11 protein-coding genes are annotated in these 21,379 nt (G+C 39.6%); 1 reads left to right on the top strand and 10 read right to left on the bottom strand.

Annotated elements, in window-relative coordinates; all coding sequences use genetic code 11:
• Window positions 1–20: 20 nt before the first annotated feature.
• The 5 genes from R8925_RS08810 to R8925_RS08790 are packed head-to-tail and all read right to left on the bottom strand — an operon-like array spanning window position 21 to window position 9,577.
• The gene (locus R8925_RS08810; protein ID WP_430535522.1) at window positions 21–896 is read right to left on the bottom strand and encodes a carbohydrate ABC transporter permease; all 876 of its coding nucleotides are present in this window, start codon (window positions 894–896) and stop codon (window positions 21–23) included.
• A gap of 15 nt (window positions 897–911) precedes the next feature.
• Window positions 912–1,814: a carbohydrate ABC transporter permease gene (locus R8925_RS08805; protein ID WP_430535521.1), complete on the bottom strand. Its 903-nt coding sequence runs from the start codon at window positions 1,812–1,814 to the stop codon at window positions 912–914.
• Window positions 1,801–4,773 carry an extracellular solute-binding protein gene (locus R8925_RS08800; protein WP_430535520.1) on the bottom strand — a complete coding sequence of 991 codons (2,973 nt, stop codon included), beginning with the start codon at window positions 4,771–4,773 and terminating at the stop codon, window positions 1,801–1,803. Before R8925_RS08800 ends, R8925_RS08805 begins: the two co-directional genes overlap by 14 nt.
• 19 nt (window positions 4,774–4,792) lie before the next feature.
• The gene (locus R8925_RS08795; RefSeq protein WP_430535519.1) at window positions 4,793–6,172 is read right to left on the bottom strand and encodes an ABC transporter substrate-binding protein; all 1,380 of its coding nucleotides are present in this window, start codon (window positions 6,170–6,172) and stop codon (window positions 4,793–4,795) included.
• A 45-nt stretch (window positions 6,173–6,217) separates the two neighbouring features.
• Window positions 6,218–9,577 (bottom strand): GH36-type glycosyl hydrolase domain-containing protein, encoded by a 3,360-nt coding sequence (locus tag R8925_RS08790; protein ID WP_430535518.1) that lies wholly within the window; start codon window positions 9,575–9,577, stop codon window positions 6,218–6,220.
• A gap of 484 nt (window positions 9,578–10,061) precedes the next feature.
• Between R8925_RS08790 and R8925_RS08785 the strand changes: the two genes are divergently transcribed.
• On the top strand, window positions 10,062–11,174 hold the full coding sequence (locus tag R8925_RS08785) for an ABC transporter ATP-binding protein (RefSeq protein WP_430535517.1): 1,113 nt from the start codon (window positions 10,062–10,064) through the stop codon (window positions 11,172–11,174).
• Between the two features lie 205 nt (window positions 11,175–11,379).
• Here R8925_RS08785 and R8925_RS08780 read toward each other — a convergent pair whose 3' ends face one another.
• The 5 genes from R8925_RS08780 to R8925_RS08760 all read right to left on the bottom strand — a co-directional run bounded on the left by R8925_RS08780 (window position 11,380) and on the right by R8925_RS08760 (window position 21,376).
• The gene (locus R8925_RS08780) at window positions 11,380–12,828 is read right to left on the bottom strand and encodes an anthrax toxin lethal factor-related metalloendopeptidase (protein ID WP_430535516.1); all 1,449 of its coding nucleotides are present in this window, start codon (window positions 12,826–12,828) and stop codon (window positions 11,380–11,382) included.
• 36 nt (window positions 12,829–12,864) lie between these two features.
• Window positions 12,865–14,256 (bottom strand): ADP-ribosyltransferase, encoded by a 1,392-nt coding sequence (locus tag R8925_RS08775; RefSeq protein WP_430535515.1) that lies wholly within the window; start codon window positions 14,254–14,256, stop codon window positions 12,865–12,867.
• Window positions 14,257–14,444: 188 nt separating this feature from the next.
• Window positions 14,445–17,033, bottom strand: a complete 2,589-nt coding sequence (locus R8925_RS08770) for a binary toxin-like calcium binding domain-containing protein (protein ID WP_430535514.1) — start codon at window positions 17,031–17,033, stop codon at window positions 14,445–14,447.
• A 108-nt stretch (window positions 17,034–17,141) separates the two neighbouring features.
• The gene (locus tag R8925_RS08765) at window positions 17,142–18,605 is read right to left on the bottom strand and encodes an AcpB/EbpR/MafR family transcriptional regulator (RefSeq protein WP_430535513.1); all 1,464 of its coding nucleotides are present in this window, start codon (window positions 18,603–18,605) and stop codon (window positions 17,142–17,144) included.
• 563 nt (window positions 18,606–19,168) lie between these two features.
• Window positions 19,169–21,376, bottom strand: coding sequence for an immunoglobulin-like domain-containing protein (locus R8925_RS08760; protein ID WP_430535512.1), 2,208 nt, complete (start codon window positions 21,374–21,376; stop codon window positions 19,169–19,171).
• Window positions 21,377–21,379: the final 3 nt, after the last annotated feature.

The raw sequence follows: 21,379 nt of genomic DNA, 5'->3' as shown, positions 1-21,379 counted from the left end.
GATTTCCTCGCTCTCTGCCGCTATTTAATACCCGAATGCGCCATCGTATCCATCACTTGTTTTTGCATAAAGATAAAGATAATCAAGTTCGGAATAAACATCAACAACGTCGCTGCTGCCGTAATCCCTTGTCCTGCCACCGTATTCCCCTGCGTTGATGTCAACGTACTCATATAAAAGGCAAAAGTCTTCAAATTCTCATTATTAATATACAAGTCAGAAGCCTCTACATTATTCCAAGCCGCCTGAAAAGCTAAAATAGAAACCGTCGCAATCGCCGGCTTAATCATCGGCAAAATAACTTTCCAATACACATAGAAATCATTAGCCCCGTCCATCTTCGCTGCCTCGATTAACTCATCTGGAATTTGATCCACAAACTGTTTCACCAAAAACAACCCAACTGGGAGCGCCAACATTGGTAAAATATGCACCCAAAAGCTATCTATCAATCCTAATTTCTCAATCACAATATACTTTGGAATCGCGACCGCAATCGATACAAACATCAATGCCAACGTATTCATCTCAAAAAGCACTTTTTTCGCTCGAAACTGCTTTTTCGACAATACATACCCCGCCATCGTACTCACCACAATTGTCAAACCCATCACTGACAAACTCACAACAATACTATTAAACAAATAACGCGCCATCGGAGTCGCCCCTAAATTTGCGCTATTAAACAAATCCGTGAAGTTTTGCCACGTCGGTTTTTGCACAAAAAAGCGTGGCGGATAAGCAAACAACTCATCCAGTGGCTTAAATGCATGATTAAAAATATAAACGAGCGGCAAACCCATAATAATCGCAATCGGAATCAACAACGCATAAAACTTCAACTGACTCTTATGAAACTTTTTCGGGTTGATTTGCGTCCCTTGAAAAGAAGCCATCCATCATTCCCCCTCTTAACTTTTTTCACCAAATAACTTCATCGCCACGCGCGAAAACAAATACACAATCACAAGTAATAAGACCGAAATCGCCGCTGCATAACCCATCTCATACCGAATAAAACCATAATCATCAATATGATTGACCATCAGCTGCCCCGCATATTGAGGTGTTGGATTCGTCCCAGAAAGCGCAACACCAATAGCCCCAGCCTGAAATGTCCCCACAACCGCCATAACTGCTCCAAATAGCATCTGTGGCTTCATCGACGGTATAGTAATAAAAATAATCTCCTGGAAGCGATTCTTAATACCATCAATATAAGCTGCCTCATACACCTCCGGATTGATGTTTAAAATACCCGACAACATAGCTAAGAACCCAACACCCATACTACTCCAGAGCGAAACAACAATCATAATATTCATTAAGTAATCCGGTGACTGCAAGAACTGAATCGGCTCCACAATCAAGTTCAACCGCAATAAAATACTGTTAATATACCCAGAAGCATTCCCGCTAAAAATAATCGCCCATAAAACCGTCATCGCCACACCAGCAGTCATCGAAGGCGTATACATAATCAGCGCCAAAAACGTCCGTGGCCGATGTGGAATTTGCGCTAATAACCAAGCCGTCAAAAACGATAACAAATAGCCCCCCGGTCCGACAATCAGCGAAAATTTTAATGTGTTCGGCAACACGTATTGCATAAACACAGCATCCTGCGTCAACAAGCTCACATAGTTTTTCAGCCCAATAAACGTCGGAAACTCAATCGAATTAAAATACGTAAACGACAGCAGAATCGCAACCAAAACCGGCACTACAATAAACGTAAAGAACATGATAAAGTAAGGCGATAAAAATGCCACTGTACCAAGCATTCCAAACCAATAGCCACTATTTTTTCTCATCTGTTTTCATCCAATCTTCCACCGTTTCGATTTGTGGAACAATATAAGGTTTTACCACTTTTCCATCCTTCATATAACCAAACTCTTCCATCTTCCGCCTAATTTCGCGATCGACAATAATGCTGCTAGAATCAACAGCAGCCCGAATATTCGCTCCGTAGAACACCGTACTTGTCCACACATTACTAATCTCCCGCTCCAACATATACGATCCCGGTGTTTTCGGAACCTCCTTCAAATATTTCCACTGCTCCAAAATAACCCGTTTATGTTTTTCCGGCCAAGGCAATTCCTTAAACGCCTCTAAATTCGCTGTATTCCACATATATTCCGGCCCATAGATTGTCTGCAAATTCGTCGCAAAATCGCTCTGCGTCTTCGTTGACATCCACCACTTTAGCAATTCCCACGACTCACCCTGCTTCTTGCTCTTATCAAAAATCATCGCTGACTGCCCCGAACCAGTAGCAAAGCGTGACACCGATCCATCCTTTTGTGGAACACCTGGGTGCACCGAAATATCCCACGAATTAGCAATTTCAGGCGCCGCCGACATCAATTTTACATACGTCTCAAAATTCGAAATCCCAATTGGCAACGTCCCATAGCGGAACGAATGATAAAAGTTCGGCACTTGCAACGGTACGCTATAAAGTGAATACAAATCCGTCATAAACTTAAGCCCCGCAACCGATTCCTCTGAGTCAATCGCCGCACTCATCCCATCTTTAGCATACAAATCCCCACCAAACTGATAAATAAACGGCGCCGTAAACATGAACGGTTTCGAGCCTGCCGAACCCGAAAGCGGCACAAAATAACTCAAGCCATTACGCTGCAACTCCGGCAAAACCCCCGTCACATCATTCCACGTATCCGGGACAGGAATCTTCAACTTATCCAAAATATCCTTCCGATAAAACTGCACATAAAAATCTTGCGTCTCCGGCAAAGCGTAAACTTTATCATCTACCATCATTGGCATAAACGCACCCGGCGAAAAGTTTCGAATCACCTCTTTAAAATCCGAAAACTGCGTCAAATCCACTGCCGCACCACGAATCGCGAGCTCGTAAGGCGTCCCAACACTAACCCCGAGCGCGACGTCCGGCTGCTGATTTCCCGAATTCGCCAAAATCAGTTTTTGCTCATTCGGCATCACCGAAAACTTGACTTTCTTCCCAGTCGTCTTTGTAAACGTACTATCCGCCATATTTTGCATCAATTCAACATACTGCTGCGAGCGCGACACCCAAACTTCAATCGTGTCCGCATCCACATCAGTCGTACTATATGTATCCTGTGTAAAGGACGCAAAGAACTCCTTTGACTTACTACCAAATTTCTTCAAAAAGCTAGCCCTCGCGTCTGGCAAACCTGCCGCACCATCATGCACATAAAACCGGTCCAGCAACAGTGGTTGCTTTTCAAGCGTAGATTGTAAATCCCCCAACGATTGCGTAACCGAATTCGATCCTTCTGACAACTCATTTAATCGCGTCGGAATTTTATCAGGCTCCGCTTTTAATTTTTCTAATTTATCTATAATCAGAGCTAAAGACACACCCTCCGTCGAACGCTCTGCCGACTCACCATACACCTTCACGAGCGCCTTTTGATTCGCCTTCAAAGTCTTAATCCACGCATCAAATTGCTGCGTCACATCCGGCAAATACTCCTCCAGCTTCCAGTCACGCGCTGCATCCGGCTGATTCCCTGTCAACTTCTTCACAGACAATCCCAAGTCGCCAACCTCAAGCATCATAGCTTTCAAATCCAAAATAATCGGCGCAACAGGTGATGCATCCGCAACCAATGTTAAATCATGCTTTCCCTCTTCCAAATAAATCTCAAACGGCTTCCCATCCTTATTCGCAAGCGTCTGATTCTCCCACTTTGCCACCGGTTCAAAACGATAATGCGCCAACTCAGCAAATGGCACCGCGCCATCCACTTTCACCGTCCGAAAAACCGGTGAATTTGGCTTATCCTCCTGCAAAACCTTGAAGCTAAGCTGGTAATTCCCACTCTCCGGTACCTTCACCGAATACGTCACGCTCTGCCCGCTCGATTGCCACGAATCCCCACCTAGCGTATTCAGTAACAACCGTTTCGTATCATAAGGCTCCACACTAATATCCTTTTTAGCAACCGGTCGCGTATACGAATTATTCTTCGTTTTTGGTTTCTCCGCCTCATATGTCAACATTCCCCTTGGTGTCCTGGCATCTTTATGCTGCTCACGATAATCCGCATAATCCGGCGTCACAACAGGCGCCTCTACTCGAACGCTCCCGAGCAACATCGCTCCCGCCGTATTCGTAAGCTTCAATACATTTTGCCCTTTCTTCAAGAAATACCGCAACTGCTCCCCTTCAAAATAATTCGGGTCCTCCGCCAAAACTGTCTGCCATTTTGCTACAGCCACCTGTTCCGGAATAAGCTCATTCCCATACTTATTCGTCTCAAGTGTAGCCGTCTTATTCTTCCAAATCGTCGGTGCAATAATACGACGGCTCTCATAAAACGGGAACTTACCAGCAACTGCAATTGAAAGTTCCGGATTTATCAACCCATCATTGAGTTTAAAGTAATCAAAACCAATCGTATAAAGGCCATCCCGGGGTACCGTCGTTGTGAACGTAACGCTATTCCCATCAGCAAGCATTGCCACTTCCCGCTGCTCATAACCGTGATTATCTCTCGTCAACCTTGCCGTTTCAAAAGAACTAGGCATAACCTCATTTGTATACATCTCTACATCCTGCACGCTTTTCTTCCACGACGCCAGAACCTGCTCATAAGCAGGCTCCATAATCGCATTTTCAGATGATGTCTCCACTTTTTCAAAAGTTGAATCATTCGTAGCAGCGACAGACAATAAACTAGGCGTTTGGACAATAGAGGCAATCATCATGACCACCATTAAACTTTTAATAAGTCTCGCTTTCAACATCATCTATCCCCTCTGTGCCTCGTTATTTGTTATTCATCGCAGCGGCCGCTTCATCATACGATTTCTGCGCTAACTCCTGTAGCTGTTTAGCGTAATCTTGGTAATTAATTGTGCCCTTAGCCGCCTCGTTAATCGCATACCATATATTCGCATTCTCCTCATCACCAATCTTAAGACCAGTCGGTGCCTCAAAGCGTGCTTGAATATAACCAGGCACAACCTTCGTTGGATCAAACATCGCATTTGCCAAGTTTTCATTCGCCGTTTGCACACCAGGAACCGTCACCAATTCCCAATACTTATCTGTCACTTCTTTATCATCCGTGATTGGTAACGAGCTCAACTCCAGGCCGTTTTTCTCAGAAATCGCCATTCGTTCTAGGAAACCTTTTTTCCCGTAAGACATGTATTTCGCGAATTCATATGCTTCTTTCGCGTGTTTCGTACTCTTCGAAATACCCAAATAATCGTTCACAATCGCATTACGACCACCTGGCAAACCGATAAACTCAAAATTGAAATCCGCATTCTTTTGTAAATCAGCGTTCATATACGTTCCGTTATAGTAAAAAGCAATTTGTCCCGCCTTAAACGCAGCACCCGAATCATCCGCGCTCATTTTTTCCTTCTGCTCCGCCGTCAGATCATTGTACGAATAACCGTTCGTCGTCAAATCCTTCACCGTATTCATACCAGCAACCATCTCTTTACCGTCAAGTGCAAATTTATCATTCGTGAATGTGAACCAACCCATGTCTTTGTTAACAGCACCTGGATACCAGTCAATCATTGCTTGAGCCGAATCTGTACCGACAATATTCTTATCCAAATTTGTCGCCGCTTTTACATTTTTCACAAAGTCAGCAATGCTAATTCCCTGCTCTGGGACATCAAGGTTCAACTCATCCAAAATGTCTTTATTTACGTAATAACCGAGAATATGTTTCGCAAATGGCATCGCAACAACGGTATCATTCACTTTTGTCGTGCTCTTAATCTCATCCGAAATCGTCGCGAAATCAGCATCATCTGCTGTCATCTTCGTCAAATCAAGCAACCAGTCGTTTTTGTAACTGTTCGGAATATCATTAATCATGAACACATCCGGCAATTTTCCCGCACTAGCCGCCGTTGTGAGTGAACCTTGATAATCATCCCCCGTAATACTCTTATCAATCACGATTTTTACATCTTTATGCGCTTTGTTGTATGCATCAATCATCCGGCGCTCAATATTCTTATCACTTTCTGTTCCTAAATTCCAGTTCGCATATTTCAGTTCGATTTTCTCTGTATCCGCATCCGCCGCGTCATCCTTCGCCGCGCCACAACCCGTCAGCAAAACTCCAAGCCCAACTGTCGCCATCGCTGTAACTGACCATTTCATCCACTTTTTCATCATCTAAGCTCTCCTTTTTATAGAAACGTTTTTATTTTGTGTTAAAAATCAGACATAAATATCAACAACATTATCCCTCGCACGAAGCCTTGTCTCTAAATCGCTCTTCGAAAGGCGCATCCCTCCCTCACGGTAACGATTATGCGATTGTAAACATACTACTTCCTCACCATTCACCAGTACATAACGGCGCACATTCCCCGCTAAATGATAACGGAAAGTCATAGGCTTCCCAGCAAAACTAAATTTGAATTCTAACCCATCCAGATTATCCACCAGCACCGGATCAAGCAATAAATCCTCACCTACAACGCGGACACCAAGCACATTTGAAATCAGTTGATTCAAATAAATTCCCGGCCCACTCGAATAAATCCGCCATCCTCCTTTTACCGTGATGTCGCCCGTTTTCAGCTTATCGAACTGCTCTTGCGCCTCATATCTCGTCTTAAATTTGCCATCCGAGCTACTGAAATAGGCATTGCTTTGACGACGCGCCGCATTTGGCACCACATCCTTAATATTAATCGGATTAATCACATCAAGCGCATGCCATGCCTCCTCTTTCTTGCCAAGCTTGGCCATCGCCTCTGTGAACCTGATATGCGCATGAACGTATTGCAAACCAACCTCCCGACCAAAATTGGCAGCCTGTTCCGCACGCTTGAAGTTCGTACTCACACCGCCTTGATACGTCGCAGGTCGGTTCATCAGCCGCACACCGTCCGGACATTGTAACTCCCGTTTAATCAATTGGAAATGCGACTCTGCTTGGCCAGGTGTTAGCAACTCCCCAATCATACTCCGCGTCATCGGCAACAACCGATACTGAATCCCGGTTTTTCGGTCTGTCGGATGAATCATCAACTCAACATGCTCTGGATCTTCCATATATACAAAGCCCGGAATAATATCCGTCGATAAAATGTACGTATTAAAATCCGTTTCAATTCCTGCCACAAGTGCATCCAACTCACTCGCCTTCTCAGGATCAAGTGGCTCAATAGCCTTCGCAAACTGTTTCATCGCTTGGTACGTCAATGCTACTGTCCAACTACTCGCCATATTGCTTTTCAGTTGAGCATCATGCGGTTGTAACGTGTCGTCCCAGTCTCCATCACCATAACACGATAAATGCGTATCAAATAGGAAATGATCTGTAATGTAGCCAATTTCCTTTTTCAGATGCTTGTAAATCGTCTCTGAATAGTCCGTGTAGGTGAATTTTGCACGACTCATATAAGGCACTTCCACATCCAAAATGGAATAGTCTTTCGTCGCCAACAAGTAATCACTCACAGCCTTAAGTGGCCACACGATAACATCCCCGTGACTTTCTGCCGCCTGAATATTCGCGTACTCATCAAACATAAACCACTGTGGCCAATTCCCATCATCATCGAACTGATGCGAAAACACCCGCGTTAAAATTTGCTTCACAATATCATAACGCTGCATTGCCATAAAATACTCCACCGGGCCTTGGCAAACATCGCGCGTACCCCAAGCCGCGCCACCATACTGCTCCAAGCCATGCGGAACTAAATAATGCACAAACATATTGTGTGTGTACCACCAAGTTAATGCGTTCACTTTTCGAAGTTCTGTCGTCTGCATCCCGTTTTGCGAGAGCGTAAAGCCATGCATCACTTCCGCAAAATGCGCCCGATATTTTTCGCGTTCCACATCCATTTTCTGCTCCCGATTCACAAACTCCGAACCATCCAAATTCCCCTGAATCCGAATCGCAAATTCCTTCGTTGCCACCAAATCAAGCACAACAAGCGAGCCCGCACCACGCGGCACATTCGTCACAAGTCGCGTCGCATCCGTCACCTGCATTTCGGCACCCGTCACTTGCATAAAATACGTCAAATCCGGATAAACATTCGCAGGGACACCTGCCGCATCCACCGTAAACCGCAACAAATTTCCGTCCTGCTCCGCAACAAACGAAGCCTTGTACTCATTCTCATTCACAATAACCTGATTCGTCACCAAGTAAGCATACTTCGCCCCACTTGCCGAACGAACCTGAAGTGTCAGATCAGCACCATCAACAGTCGTAAACACCGTCACCACAAACGTCTCAGCAGGCGTTTTGTACACCCATTTCGCCGAGTTAAAGCCCATTTCAAATAGCGAAGGCATCCCTAAAAGCTGATATGTATCCGCAACCTTCACGTAAATCCGTTGCCCTGACGTTTTCAGTACATTCAAGAAATTTCGTACATTCGTCAGCATTTTGTTCATCGACGTGTTTCCAATCACGACCTGCGCGTTAAAAACCCCGTACATGTAAGCCGTCGTCGTCAACACCGGTTCATCCACCGTCAACTGATTCCCACTAAATAAAATATGCCCATGCGAACGCTCCAATTCCAAATCCTTATCCCGCAAAACAACATGCTCATGCGTTCCTGTAAAGAATGACAACAACCGTTCCCCGTCCCATTCCTCCTGATACCGCTCCGGATAATACGTATCAAGCTCCGCCATCGTCACATCAACTGCCTGCAACACGACTCCAATATCTTCACGCTTTGCAACCTTGTCCACCGCCATAAAATTGTCTTCAAGAACAAGCTCATCCCAAACCGCGCGAACCTCATCCTGATACGAAAGCTCACAAACCGCCTCCGCATGACTCTCCTTAAAGAGCGCATAAAATACAACCTGCTCGCTCGCACCATCCGTCAACGTCACACGTTCCGCCTGAAACGCCGTATAAGCAAACTCATACTGATAAATCTCGTTCGCCAATTTCTCCTGTTTCAAGACCTCCGGCTCATCCGTCGCCTTATAGTTAAGTCCAAAAAACTGCGTCCCATCCGTTGCAAAGCCAACATTCCGCGTCAAAGACCCCTGCTGCAAATACGGAAACACCCCTGCACCCTGCTCTTGATTCTGGCGCGAACAAACAACGTACCCCCATTCCTCATCCTCAAAAACACGATGATCCACATACTGCGCTACATAAGCCTCATTCGCCTGAAGCGCTCCAATATTAGCAAGCCCCAAATCCTGACCATAAATCACGTCCACCGTCTCACCATTTCCAGAAAGCTTCACATCCCAGAACCAGCAAGCCGCATCCGTCAGCGCAAATACAACCTCATACGAGACCCCCTCGAAGCTTCCTGTCCACTTCACCTGCTTCTCGCCAACCGCGAATACACTGCCAGATTTCACACCGAGCATAGGCGCCGCAACAATCGTTCCATCCTTCTTAAAAATGCGCAAATATAAATTGTTCAGCCCGCCGTCCACCTCGTTCGATAACACCTGATTCAGCATCACCGCACCGAAATCCGCTTCATACATGTCGCCACTTCTTAAAAAAGAAACACTTCCTCTTTCAGATTTTATTTCAAATTTCGAATCTTCCAATTCCTTTAATACCATCATTGATACAGTTCCCTCAACTTCCCAATTTTATATACAGAATCGTTTCACCAAACAAGACAAAAGATAGCGTTTTCATTAACTGGAAAATAATTAGCTGTCTGACTGACAACTGGCATAAATCCTTTAACAAAATAAAAAATCTATCATTTAATCACACAAAACAAAAACTTAGTGGCTCACTCCCTTACTTCGAATTACGAAACATTTTATCGAAACGTTTCTCTAACTATTTTTATTATAAGCGCTGACCTAATATTTTACAAGTCTTATTTGAGGATAAATTTATTTTCTATAACGCCTTGCTTTTGTCATTCCTTCTACATGGATAATGGAAAGAACTAAAACGCCTTCTCACAATTTAATTATGCAACCTGCCCAACAACTTTTTTCATTCTTTGTGCAACCTGACATATCTCTGTAAAGCGTTTTCATATAGAATGAAATCAAAGTTAAAAAAACAATTTGATGGGGGAGTAAATAAACAATGGCACAACTATCACTCGAACACATTTATAAAATATATGATAATAAAGTAACAGCAGTTGAGGATTTCAACTTGGAGATTGCGGACAAAGAATTCATCGTCTTCGTTGGACCATCTGGTTGCGGTAAATCAACGACACTTCGCATGATAGCAGGTCTTGAGGAAATCTCAAAAGGCGAGCTAAGCATTGATGGTAAAGTAATGAATAACGTGGCACCGAAAGACCGTGACATCGCGATGGTTTTCCAAAACTACGCACTATACCCGCATATGACAGTATACGATAACATGGCATTCGGTCTAAAACTCCGCAAAATGCCAAAAGACGAAATCAAAAAACGGGTAGAGCATGCTGCAAACATCTTGGGCTTAACGGAATATTTGAAACGTAAACCGAGTGCGCTATCTGGTGGGCAACGTCAACGTGTAGCATTGGGTCGTGCCATCGTTCGTGACGCTAAAGTCTTCCTAATGGATGAACCTTTGTCGAATCTTGATGCGAAACTACGTGTGCAAATGCGTGCGGAAATCACGAAACTTCACTTACAATTAAACACAACAATGATCTATGTAACCCATGACCAAACAGAAGCGATGACAATGGCGACGCGTATCGTTATTATGAAAGATGGCGTTATCCAACAAGTCGGCTCACCAAAAGAAGTATACGATCACCCAGTAAACATGTTCGTAGCTGGTTTCATCGGAAGCCCAGCAATGAACTTCTTTAAAGGAAAACTAAGCGGCACAAAATTTGTCGGTGATGATTTCACGATTGAAGTGCCAGAAGGTAAATTGAAGGTACTACAAGATAAAGGATACGACGGCAAACCTGTTGTATTTGGTATTCGTCCGGAAGATATCCATGATGAGCCACTCGTTATCGAAGCTAGCCCTGGTTCTACTTTTGATGCTGAAATTGTCGTGGCTGAGCTAACTGGTGCGGAGTTTATGCTACATTCTAGAGTCGGATCACACGAATTCGTAGCGCGTGTTGACTCACGTTCGAACCATGAACCATTTGAGAAAATCAAGTACGCGTTTGAAATGTCTAAATCGCATTTCTTCGATGTTGATAATGAACTTTCCATTGTGGAAGATGGTCGTGACTGAGAGTATAATATACTACAAGAAACCCCAGCCTACCACATACACACCGTTAGATATATAACTGTTTAATAATTTGACTATAGTGCCTCGTATCTTTTGGATTTATCTTCATACTTCCAAAAGATACGAGGTATTTATCTATAAAACGTTGAAAAGCCATTTGGAACGGCGCCTTTCCAAATGGCCAGAGGCACAAATTCAAAACTGGTCACATGTCATGAACCAGCTGCTCTTTTATGCTAGCAATCATTTTTTTAATATATTTGTATGTCTGCGGTGCATTTTGTTCAAGATCAGATCGCTCCTTGAGATCTTTTGAGTAATACATACGAAACGCCTCGGCAAAAAATTCTATCTCATTCGTTGCTCCATAATCGGTTAAATTTTTCCCCTCTAGCGCAAAGATCTCTAGGAATTCTTTTGAATCCGTGCTCTCTCCTTGACGCATCCATACGAGTTCATCAAACATGTGTCCAAACTCATGAACTAAATTATCCGAATAAGAATACTTATCTGCATGGTTCGTTAAATCCATCAAAATCGTTCTAATCCCATATACAGTCAATCCTGCAGCACCCATAAGCGCTTCTTGTTCCCTGGCAGTTATGTCTTTCGACTCATAAATTTCTGGATAAGTGGCAATCGGCCGATCTACAAACATAATCTTGCCATTCTTCTCTTTTATAAAAGATAGCAGTGATGAGAAAATTTCACTATCAATACGATTCTCAGCTTCTTTAAAAACTTCTTTAGACTTTTCACTTAAAGTCCCAGCTTTCGGCCCTGTAAAGCGATAATCCAATAGCTTCGTATCCGAAGAAAATGCCATCTTTTTATTTAACTCGATATTGGCCTCATCATTCGCCTTAACAATTGTTGTTTCAACTTTTTCTTTATCAATAAGCTTCGCTTCGATTTTTATTTTTTCTTTGCCTTTTTCGATTATACGACTTATTTTTGTAACTTCCAACGCTTGGTCTTTTTTTAGAACAACTTGATTGTCATAGGCATAGCCAACATTGGTTTTTTTAGGTAGCGTTATTTCTAATTTAACGGCGCTATTGTCCCTAGGTGTATACGCAATATCGGCTATTTTATAGCTTTCATCACGCATGATTTTTAATTCGTTTTTTAATTCCTGATAGTTTTCATTGATTATTTTCCCACTATTATCCCAAATATCTTTATGCTCTAATCCTTCTATCAATTGTTCTGCTTCTAAGCTTTGATATACTTTCAGCGTCTCATTTAGTTTAGCCTCTTTTAAAGAGAGTGCCTTATCTATTGTTTGTTCTTTTTCCAAAAATACCTCTTTTTGTTGTTTTGTTTCAATGGGCATGCCAGATAAATCCGTACCATATACACGAAGGTAATCCAGCATCGGCGTATCTTCCAATGTTTTAAATGCTTTTTTTTCTTCTGAGTTGAGCATTTTGTTCCATTTCTCAAATTCTTTTTCAGCCCATTTTTCGGCACTTTCTTTGTCTTCCTTAAAGTCTTTGCCTTTCTCGACTCTTGACTCTAGAATCTCACTACGTTCATTATTTTGATTCAATATGTTTTCAAGCTCTTGCGCATAGGTTGGTTTGTGGCAAGAAAGTAGCATTGTCCCTGCAAATATGCATACTAATATTTTACTTATTTTCACTTTTTTCATCCTGTACACTCCTTGGCTCAAGCTAACTATTTCAACCTATTCTGACAGTAGCTCTGCATCAACAACAACTTTCTTCTGTCCTCTCACAACAATCTCCTTCACACTGTGAATTTGATACTTACTTCCTTTATTAATGAGAAACTCTTTTTCCTTCGCATGCTCTTCTAGGCCTGGTTCCTTTATTACTTGACTTAAATATGCACCATGTGTTCCTTTAGGCACTAGCAAACGTACAATAAATGCGTTGCTTTCAAAAGATTTTGGTGTACTTGATATTGATGTGCTTAAGAAACCCTTATGCTCAACAATCGTCTCTTTTATTAGATTATCTAATTCTTTAATCGAGTATTCTTTAGCAGGATCAAGACCATACTCTAATGCACCCGTGCGTCTATATACAACCAAATTTTCGGGTAAGCTAGCTTTTTCTAAAGCTTTTGTCAAATCTGTTATCTTAGTTTCTAATTTTTCATTCCCAGTACCATCTTCTCTTAGATACCGATTCATTTGTCCTGCAGAGTTCTCCACATAATCAACAATCGTATTTTTTTCAGCAGGTTCCAATTGTTTAACCCACGGCTTAAACTGATTGAAGGTCCATTTCTCGCCGACACCATTAATATCGTTCTTAAAATCTTTCACCTCTTGTAATTCTGTTATGACTTTTTCACATTTTTTACCTTTAATAATTACTTGTTTGATCTCATTCACATGTAGCTGGTAACTATGATCTACAATAACGCCGTATTCTGACTTTTTATTTGTCCAAATACTTCCTTTTACTTTTGTAAATGGACTACCTTTACCACCTTTAGGAATTTTCACTTCTAACAATATTCGCTCATTATTCTCTAACTTCGGAACAGTCAATTCTGTCGTTAAATAATTGTCCAACAAAATATTCTTATCAAGTAATTGTTGTTTAAATTTAGCAGTCGCTTCTTCGTTTGGTTTTCCGCCACTAAATAATTCTTCGTGAAAGGCAAGCTGAGATTCATCCATTCCTTTATAGGTAATGACTGTTTCTGAAATATTGGCTTTTTCAAGCGTTGTTGCTAGGTTTTTCATCAGTGTTTTCTCTTTTTTAGAGATTTCATTTGCTGATACCTTATCCCAATCATCTACACTCATATAATTTTTTTCCATGAATTTTTTTTGGATGTCATTTTTATCCGACATATAATCATCTAATGCTTTTTCTTCATTTTTTGTTAAATTTTTCTTGAACTCTTTTTTCTTTTCTTTGCCCCACTCTTTGGCTTTTGCTTTGTCTTCTTTAAAATCAATCGGCTTTTCATTAGCGTAAGCAGTAGTTTCTGCATGTGCTGGAACTGATACTACAAGTTGTGTATAGAGCGCCTGACCAAGCAAAAAAACAAATGTGAGCACTACTAGATATTTTATTTTATGGTGCTTCTTAGCGATCATTATACTTCTTTCCTTTTCCTCGTTTTAGTAAAGTAATGCGTATTAAACGGGTCTCAGTTTAGAGTATTTAATACGCACGCTGATTTTTAAAGCTACAATCTCTATCAAGTTAAACAGCTGTTTTGGTCTTGCATTCCTTTATGAGTCGATAATTAACAACAACTTTCCTGTGACAGCCATTAAAAAAGCTATCTTACTTCTTGACTTATTCGGAATTCGCGTCCGTCTTTTAGTATCACGTGACATGTTATAATATTACTTGATATTATAAATGTTTTCGGGATTTTTAATTTCACAGAGCCATCTGAATTATATGCTGGTGCTTTGATAGTTACAGACTTATGCATGTCATCTACCCTATAACTATCGACAAGATTCCCCATGGTCTCTTGTACATTCCCAGCGTAGTTTATTTCGTCTAATATGAGATGGCTATCTCTATATGATATTTTCATAGAGTCATGCTGATACGCCCCCTTTACTTGCGACTCATCAACTGTGGATTTTTTCCCTTCTATGATTGAAACATCATCCCAATTAATCATAGTTAGAAGACCTGAGTTGAATTTTATTTTTTGTAATTTAGAACCTTCTGAATTTGAAAACGGAATAATTACTCGTTGGTACTGATCCGTCAATTCTACACTTTTTTTAGCAATCGGTTTATTTATAATAGTATCATCGATTTGTCCCAACACTTCTATGGTGAGTTTTGGCATTTTATTACCAATTAGTACACCCTTTACGTATACACTTAAATAGTAGTCTGTATTTTTTTTCAATTTCTTTTGGATTGGTAATCCTGTTTCCTTATTATAAATATTCATAACTGGATTCAGTAATTCACTTTCATAAGCACCCTTACCTGTATTCTCATCATGATTTATATGCATAGTAGATTCCCAAAACTTAGGCACCTGTTCTTGTTCCGCACCATCATAGAATATGCTCGTCTTTAGTGTAAAATTCATTTTAGGTGTTAGTTTTACATCATACAGCTTATGAACATCTTTAAATACACCTGTTTTATCATCTAATTGCTTTTGAATTTCATCTCTCGTAAATGGATCAATGAAGCCCAATATTGCTTCTTCATTCATTGGTCGATCATTATAAGAAAGAACACCATCTTTTTCAGTAATTTCTTTTGGATACGCTATTTTCAAGGCTTCTTTTAATGTGACTTCCGGCGTACGATCTTCTGGATCCGTATAATCTTTCCCAGCTACACGCTTTTCTGATACTGTGTCCCCTGAATCAACAATGATTGCAGCCGTTCTACTTTCAATCTCTTCGGTAATCCCATTCCAATCACCACCAATGACCGTCTGACCACTCGCATTATGAACAGCATACTTGCCATCTACTTGATTGGTCTCCAATAAAATTGCTTTTCTATCGTGTACGTAATCAGCTAGTTGGTCTTTGTTCAATAGGATAGGATGCGAGTTAAAATCATCCATTGTATTGATAGCAATGCCGTGTTGTCCTTTTTTCGGATAGCTTTCATTCGGTTTTATACCTGATGCAATGGTATTTTCTTTGGCTTTAATCGTACCAATGGTATCATCCCCTAAAACAAAGCTGGTTGTCGGCCTCACTTCAAACACAGCCCCTGTCCCGACATTGTTATAGCGTACATTGGCATTTAAATAGCCAGCTTGTGCTGTATTAAGATGGCTTGTCTGCTCTTTCGTAGAACCAAACTCGTTGCCTGTCGTATTACTATGCGAATAATTCACAGATAAGCCAACGTCTGGTCCGAGGCCAGACCAGCCTGCATGTGCTTCAACACCAACCGTATTACTGTAGGACCAATTCGTTGATTCACTCGAACCGACACTGTTCGACAAATCCTGATTATTTGAAACAATCACCTTCTCTAAATTTACATTGATAGAAGGATACGCTGCAACCAATGGATTCATCGTTTCCGGCGCATTACTATTCGGAATGTCTTTTGATGCTTTTTCAAAATCATCGTATGGATCGGCTACTGTATGTGATCTAAAAGGATTTGAAAGGTATTTTTTATAGCCTAATTTAGCAAATTTATCTTCCCACCCCACGAGTAGATGGTCTTTAATTGTATATCCACCAATTTCCCACTCATCATAAATCCCATCATCATCGCTGTCTAAATCATTTTCTGGCTCATCTGATTTGACCTTAAATAAATTTTGGTGATCTTGTTCTATAATTTTTGCTTTCCATTTTTCGTTACTATTTTCTGGATTTCTTAGTTGCCCTTTAGATAACATAGTTACTTCTCCTGAAGTATCTGTACTGATTAATTTGAATTTATTGACATCTGAAGAAGTTAATTTTTTGGGGGATATCGACTCGATGCGGATTGCAACGGCCTTATCTTTCTCTAAATACACTCGTTTTGCTTGGCCTTTCTGTGTTACAATTTTTCCATCTAGTTTGATGATAGCTCCTGGATCCCCTTGTAACGAAAGTGTAACATCTTGCGTTTGTTTTGGGACAATAGAGCCTAACCATCTAAATGATTGATACGTACTTTCCTTAGAAACTAGCTCACTCTCTTCAAAAAATAAGCTCTCTTCTGACGATGGGGCTACCACGATTGGTTTTGAGAAATTATTTTTTTCGAAATAGTATCCCATTAGCCCGCTGCGATCTACTTTTTTATCGGTACTAATTTGTTCTGTAGGCAATTCGTTTGATTGTTCTATAGCATTTACTTGATGTTCCCCCAATAACATAGGACATAATAATACTGCTACGGTCATTTTTAGTAAGGGCTGTTTCATTGTACACTCTCCTTTAAAAATAGTATTTTTGCACAAGAAAAAATATATCATATATAGACAGAACAAAGATTCCAAGATTTCCATGTTCAAATGGAAATCTTGGAACCTCTAATTAGTATGGCCTTCCTTTATTATTTTTTTATAACAAGAAAATAGCTTAGCCCAGTCAGTATCCCCTATCCCTACCGGAAAACAAATAATTTCAGTTTTTTCAAAGCTGATTCCTGCAATATTAGTGAGAATTAAGTCAAATTTTGCATATTTACTCTCTATCTCAAATCGATTTACCCCATCAATAATATTAACATCAAAACAATGTCCCATTTTTTTTTTGATTTCATCCTTGATTAGTTTAATATGTGCTACTTCACTATTATAAAATAAACCTAATTTTAATTTAGGAGCATATTTTTCGAACTCTGAGTATAAATTTCCCCAATTGGTAATTAGATAATAGATATATATATCTATTTCATAATCTTCAATAATTTCATTTGAAAAAATATTTCTGATTTCTCTAGAAATAAAATCTATTGAATGCGGGGAATTTTTTTGGAAGCGTATTTTGAAATAACTATACATATTATAAAGTATAAAAGGTTTTCCAAAGTGCATATGTCGCATATTACAGAGCTGAACTAACAAAGTCTCTTTGCTCTGTGACTCAATTTTTAGTTCCGATGTGATACTACTTATTAATTTTTCAAATTTTTGTTTTGTTTGATCTAGCTTTGGATTTTGTTTACTGTTCTCAAGTAATTGATCATAATTGAATGAATAATTTAGATTAAAATAGCGTGGAAACAAAGCATATAAATTTTCTTTTGTATATCGAATATTAAAAATAGTTTCAAAAATAATCTTTAAAGTCACATGATCTATACCTGAAAGATCGAACTGGGAATTATTTTCCAAATGAACAACCTGTAAATGTTTATTTTGCACGCGAGTTAAGAAGACTAAAGTAGTGACCTTTATTTTTTCTAATTCAAAATAAGTTAATGTTATATCATTTTTCTTTAAAATCTTTACTACTAAATCAATGATAGCATCTTGCTGTTGTTGCTTGAATGGTTTTTTTTCTTTTGGGTATTTTTCAAAAATATAATGAATGAAAAAGTTACATACACTTCTTTCATCTCCAATTAACTTCATCGGATTGATACTGATTTCCACACCTATCTTATTCAATGTTGTATTTACTCGGCTTATCATCCTTCTTAATGTTGAGGTGCTCATAAATTCTAAGTCTGCTAGTTGGTTTAAAGTATAACTTTCATTAAAAAATATTCTTTCTAATATATTGAATTCTTTACTACTAGATAGTAGCGCTGTGTATAGATAACTAATCGAATAATCAGTAGGAATATATAATACTATTCCTTTTTCTCCAGCATCATTAATTTTTATTGGCTTCAGCAGATAATTTGCACGATGAATATCATTTTTCAATGTCTTTATTGTAATATTTAGACACTCGCATGTTTCTTTAAATGATATGTTCTGTTTGCCATATAAAAACTCCACTAAATTCAAAATTCGGGAATCTTTATCTGATAAAATCGCTCTCATTTTTTGTACTCCTTACAGCTAAAATATTTGTAGTGATAGATAGCTTGTTTTCCTTTATTCTTGCAAACGTATGAGTATCGTCAGGCGATGGGAACAATAATAAGTAACCCATATACTTTAACTTCAAATGAACGACTCAACCCCTCCGCAATTAAGCGCTTAAACATGGAATTGATTATATCATTTTTAACTTTACTATACCAACAAAGTATATGGATTCCTCCCTCCAGATATCTTATGTTCCATCGACTATATAGACATAGCAACTCGATTTCAACGTACTCGTACAGAATTGATTGCAGGCCTATCTATAAAACAAATATTAAATGACACTAGGATGTTTAGGTCATTCTTCAACTAAGATTGCGCTTTAATAGCATTACACACTTTAATATTTCATATAATATGGATACAAAAAATTGCGCCCACGGAACTTTAAGCTAACAGTTCTTTGTCGACTCTCACGGCCCAGCACTTTCGCATGCTGGTCGCATTGAAAAGGAGTAAGAAATCTGAGACGTAGATTTCTTACTCCTTTTTGTTGATTTGATAGATACGTACGATTAATTAAGTACGTTAACTTTTTGTGACGCTACCTGAATTCCATTTGCATCGAAACCTGTAACGACTACATTTTGGCTTGTAGAAGTGACATAACCTGCTGCGTAAAGAGAATAGTTTGAACCACTTGGTCTTACTTGATTTCTAGCAACACCATCAACGTATAATTTAACAACGGCGATATTACCTGTAAATGTTCCGCTAATTAGCTCATCTGTACTAATTTTAAAGTTACTTGCTGTAATTAGACCAGTGTCTTGTGTGATGTTTACTTTCGTTTCTTTAATCACTTGTCCACTTTTATTTAGCGCTTTTACTACGACATTATCCGATGTACTCTTGATAAAATCATAAGCGTAAATGCGATATGTCCCTTGCGTACCGCCATTATTAGCAGCAGTTGTCATACGATCTGAGCCGTTAACGAATAACTTGATTTTATCGACATCTGTTGAATGTGTACCAGTTACATATTGACTATTTGGTGCGATTTTGTAGTTATCTGCTGTTAGATAGGTTTGTACGTCTTCACCTTTTTCAACGTTTACTTTTGTTTCTTTGATGACCGTACCGTTTTTGTCTAGCGCTTTTACTACAACGTTATCTGATGCATTTTTGATGTAATCGTATGCGTAGATTTTGTATCGGCCTTCACCGTTGTTATTTGCCGCAGCTGTCATGCGATCCGCACCATTAACGAATAATTTGATTTTGTCTACGTTTTTGGAGTGCGTTCCTGTGACATATTGATTGCTTGGTGAGATTTTGTAGGTATTTGCTGTTAAATTTGTCTCTACGCTGGACTTATTCGTCACATTTAACACATTGGGAATTAGAACTCGTGTGTCACCATTGTAATAATTTGCGACTCCAGAATAAGTTACTGGTGTTTCAACATCGCTCGGGATTACTTGTGGTGCATGTTTCACATCAAGATTAGCAATGTCAGATTGCGGATCATCTTGTGATTCTTTTTTTGAGAAATAATTAACTACTCGATTGAATCTATTACTTTCAAATTTATTGAAATCATCATTTTCCTTGACTGTTAAATTTCTATCAAAAATAGATTTACCTGGTAATGCTGTGTTAATTCCCTCAACTTCAGCGTTAGGAAGAAGTTGAGTATTATATATATCATTACTATCCCAAATAGATAGATAATCACTCCAAGTAGAAACTTTACTACCTAATGGACTTTGATTCGCATGCTCGAATCCAGGTTTAGTAATAGCCTCAGAAATATTCTTAGTACCTGCTTCGCCAGCTATTAATGCTGTTCTATCTTGGAGAAAGAAGTCTATATTCAACAATCTATCTTTACTAGGTGGCAATCTTTTACTAGTGAGTTCCTTGTCAGTTGTCATGTCATCAGTATTTCCAGAATATTTATTAAGATCAAATGCTAATTTAAGATCTGCATAGCCATCCATATCTCCCACATGAGCTAGCCCAGCAGCTGTCAAAGCAGCATATACACTTATCGGATCGTATTTATTCCATTCGCTTTCACTAACTTCGGATTTCTTGACTCCATCAACCATGATGGAAAATTCATTTGGCTTACTAGAATCGAATCGAACTGTCTTAGGGTTAAACTTTACAGGCCACTTTACATCCCAAAATAGTGTACTAATACCCAAAATTCGTATAGTGAATTTAGAAGTTGCACTCGTTTTTCCCCAGTCTATTGTTTGATACATAGAACGTGCATCTGTCCCTTCTGGAAAACGTATGTTGACTCTTCCACCAAAATTACCATTTTCATAATCTTTTATAAATTCAGGGCCGTTAGGTAAAATCATATTTTTACCATTCAATTTACCCTGAAGTCCTATTCGTACTTTATAGTTAACCACACCGCTATAAGGATCATCAGAGTTAGGTGTATGCACAAAAGCACCATCGGCTTTCGAATCATGTTTACCCGTATATTTTAATGTTAATGATGTGATAGACGGATCGAAATCTTTTGCTCTAACTTGTTTGGAATCAGCATTCTCCTTCATAGCTTTTTGCAAATCTTCCAGTTGCTGTGGAGTTAAATATTTTTTTGCATTCACATCACTATTAAAACCGGGGTTAATAGTTTTTGCTTTTTGAGAATTAATTTCATCTGCTGCTCTAGCTTGAAGGGGGTTGTAAACAGTAGTAATAAGTAAACCTAAACTGAGCACAACTATTCCTATTTTTTTTGCTGTTTTTTTCATCGG

The organism is Listeria rocourtiae subsp. hofi, assembly GCF_963575615.1.
In the GTDB taxonomy this organism is placed as follows: Bacteria; Bacillota; Bacilli; order Lactobacillales; family Listeriaceae; genus Listeria_A; species Listeria_A hofi.
The sequence above is the reverse complement of the archived record's forward strand: the minus strand, read 5'-3'. Positions and strand labels throughout refer to the sequence as shown.

Coding starts and splice junctions, on each gene's coding strand:
- R8925_RS08760 (WP_430535512.1), bottom strand. CDS start 21,376: ATGAAAAAAACAGCAAAAAAAATAGGAATAGTTGTGCTCAGTTTAGGT.
- R8925_RS08770 (WP_430535514.1), bottom strand. CDS start 17,033: ATGAAACAGCCCTTACTAAAAATGACCGTAGCAGTATTATTATGTCCT.
- R8925_RS08810 (WP_430535522.1), bottom strand. CDS start 896: ATGGCTTCTTTTCAAGGGACGCAAATCAACCCGAAAAAGTTTCATAAG.
- R8925_RS08805 (WP_430535521.1), bottom strand. CDS start 1,814: ATGAGAAAAAATAGTGGCTATTGGTTTGGAATGCTTGGTACAGTGGCA.
- R8925_RS08800 (WP_430535520.1), bottom strand. CDS start 4,773: ATGATGTTGAAAGCGAGACTTATTAAAAGTTTAATGGTGGTCATGATG.
- R8925_RS08785 (WP_430535517.1), top strand. CDS start 10,062: ATGGCACAACTATCACTCGAACACATTTATAAAATATATGATAATAAA.
- R8925_RS08790 (WP_430535518.1), bottom strand. CDS start 9,577: ATGATGGTATTAAAGGAATTGGAAGATTCGAAATTTGAAATAAAATCT.
- R8925_RS08795 (WP_430535519.1), bottom strand. CDS start 6,172: ATGATGAAAAAGTGGATGAAATGGTCAGTTACAGCGATGGCGACAGTT.
- R8925_RS08780 (WP_430535516.1), bottom strand. CDS start 12,828: ATGAAAAAAGTGAAAATAAGTAAAATATTAGTATGCATATTTGCAGGG.
- R8925_RS08775 (WP_430535515.1), bottom strand. CDS start 14,256: ATGATCGCTAAGAAGCACCATAAAATAAAATATCTAGTAGTGCTCACA.
- R8925_RS08765 (WP_430535513.1), bottom strand. CDS start 18,605: ATGAGAGCGATTTTATCAGATAAAGATTCCCGAATTTTGAATTTAGTG.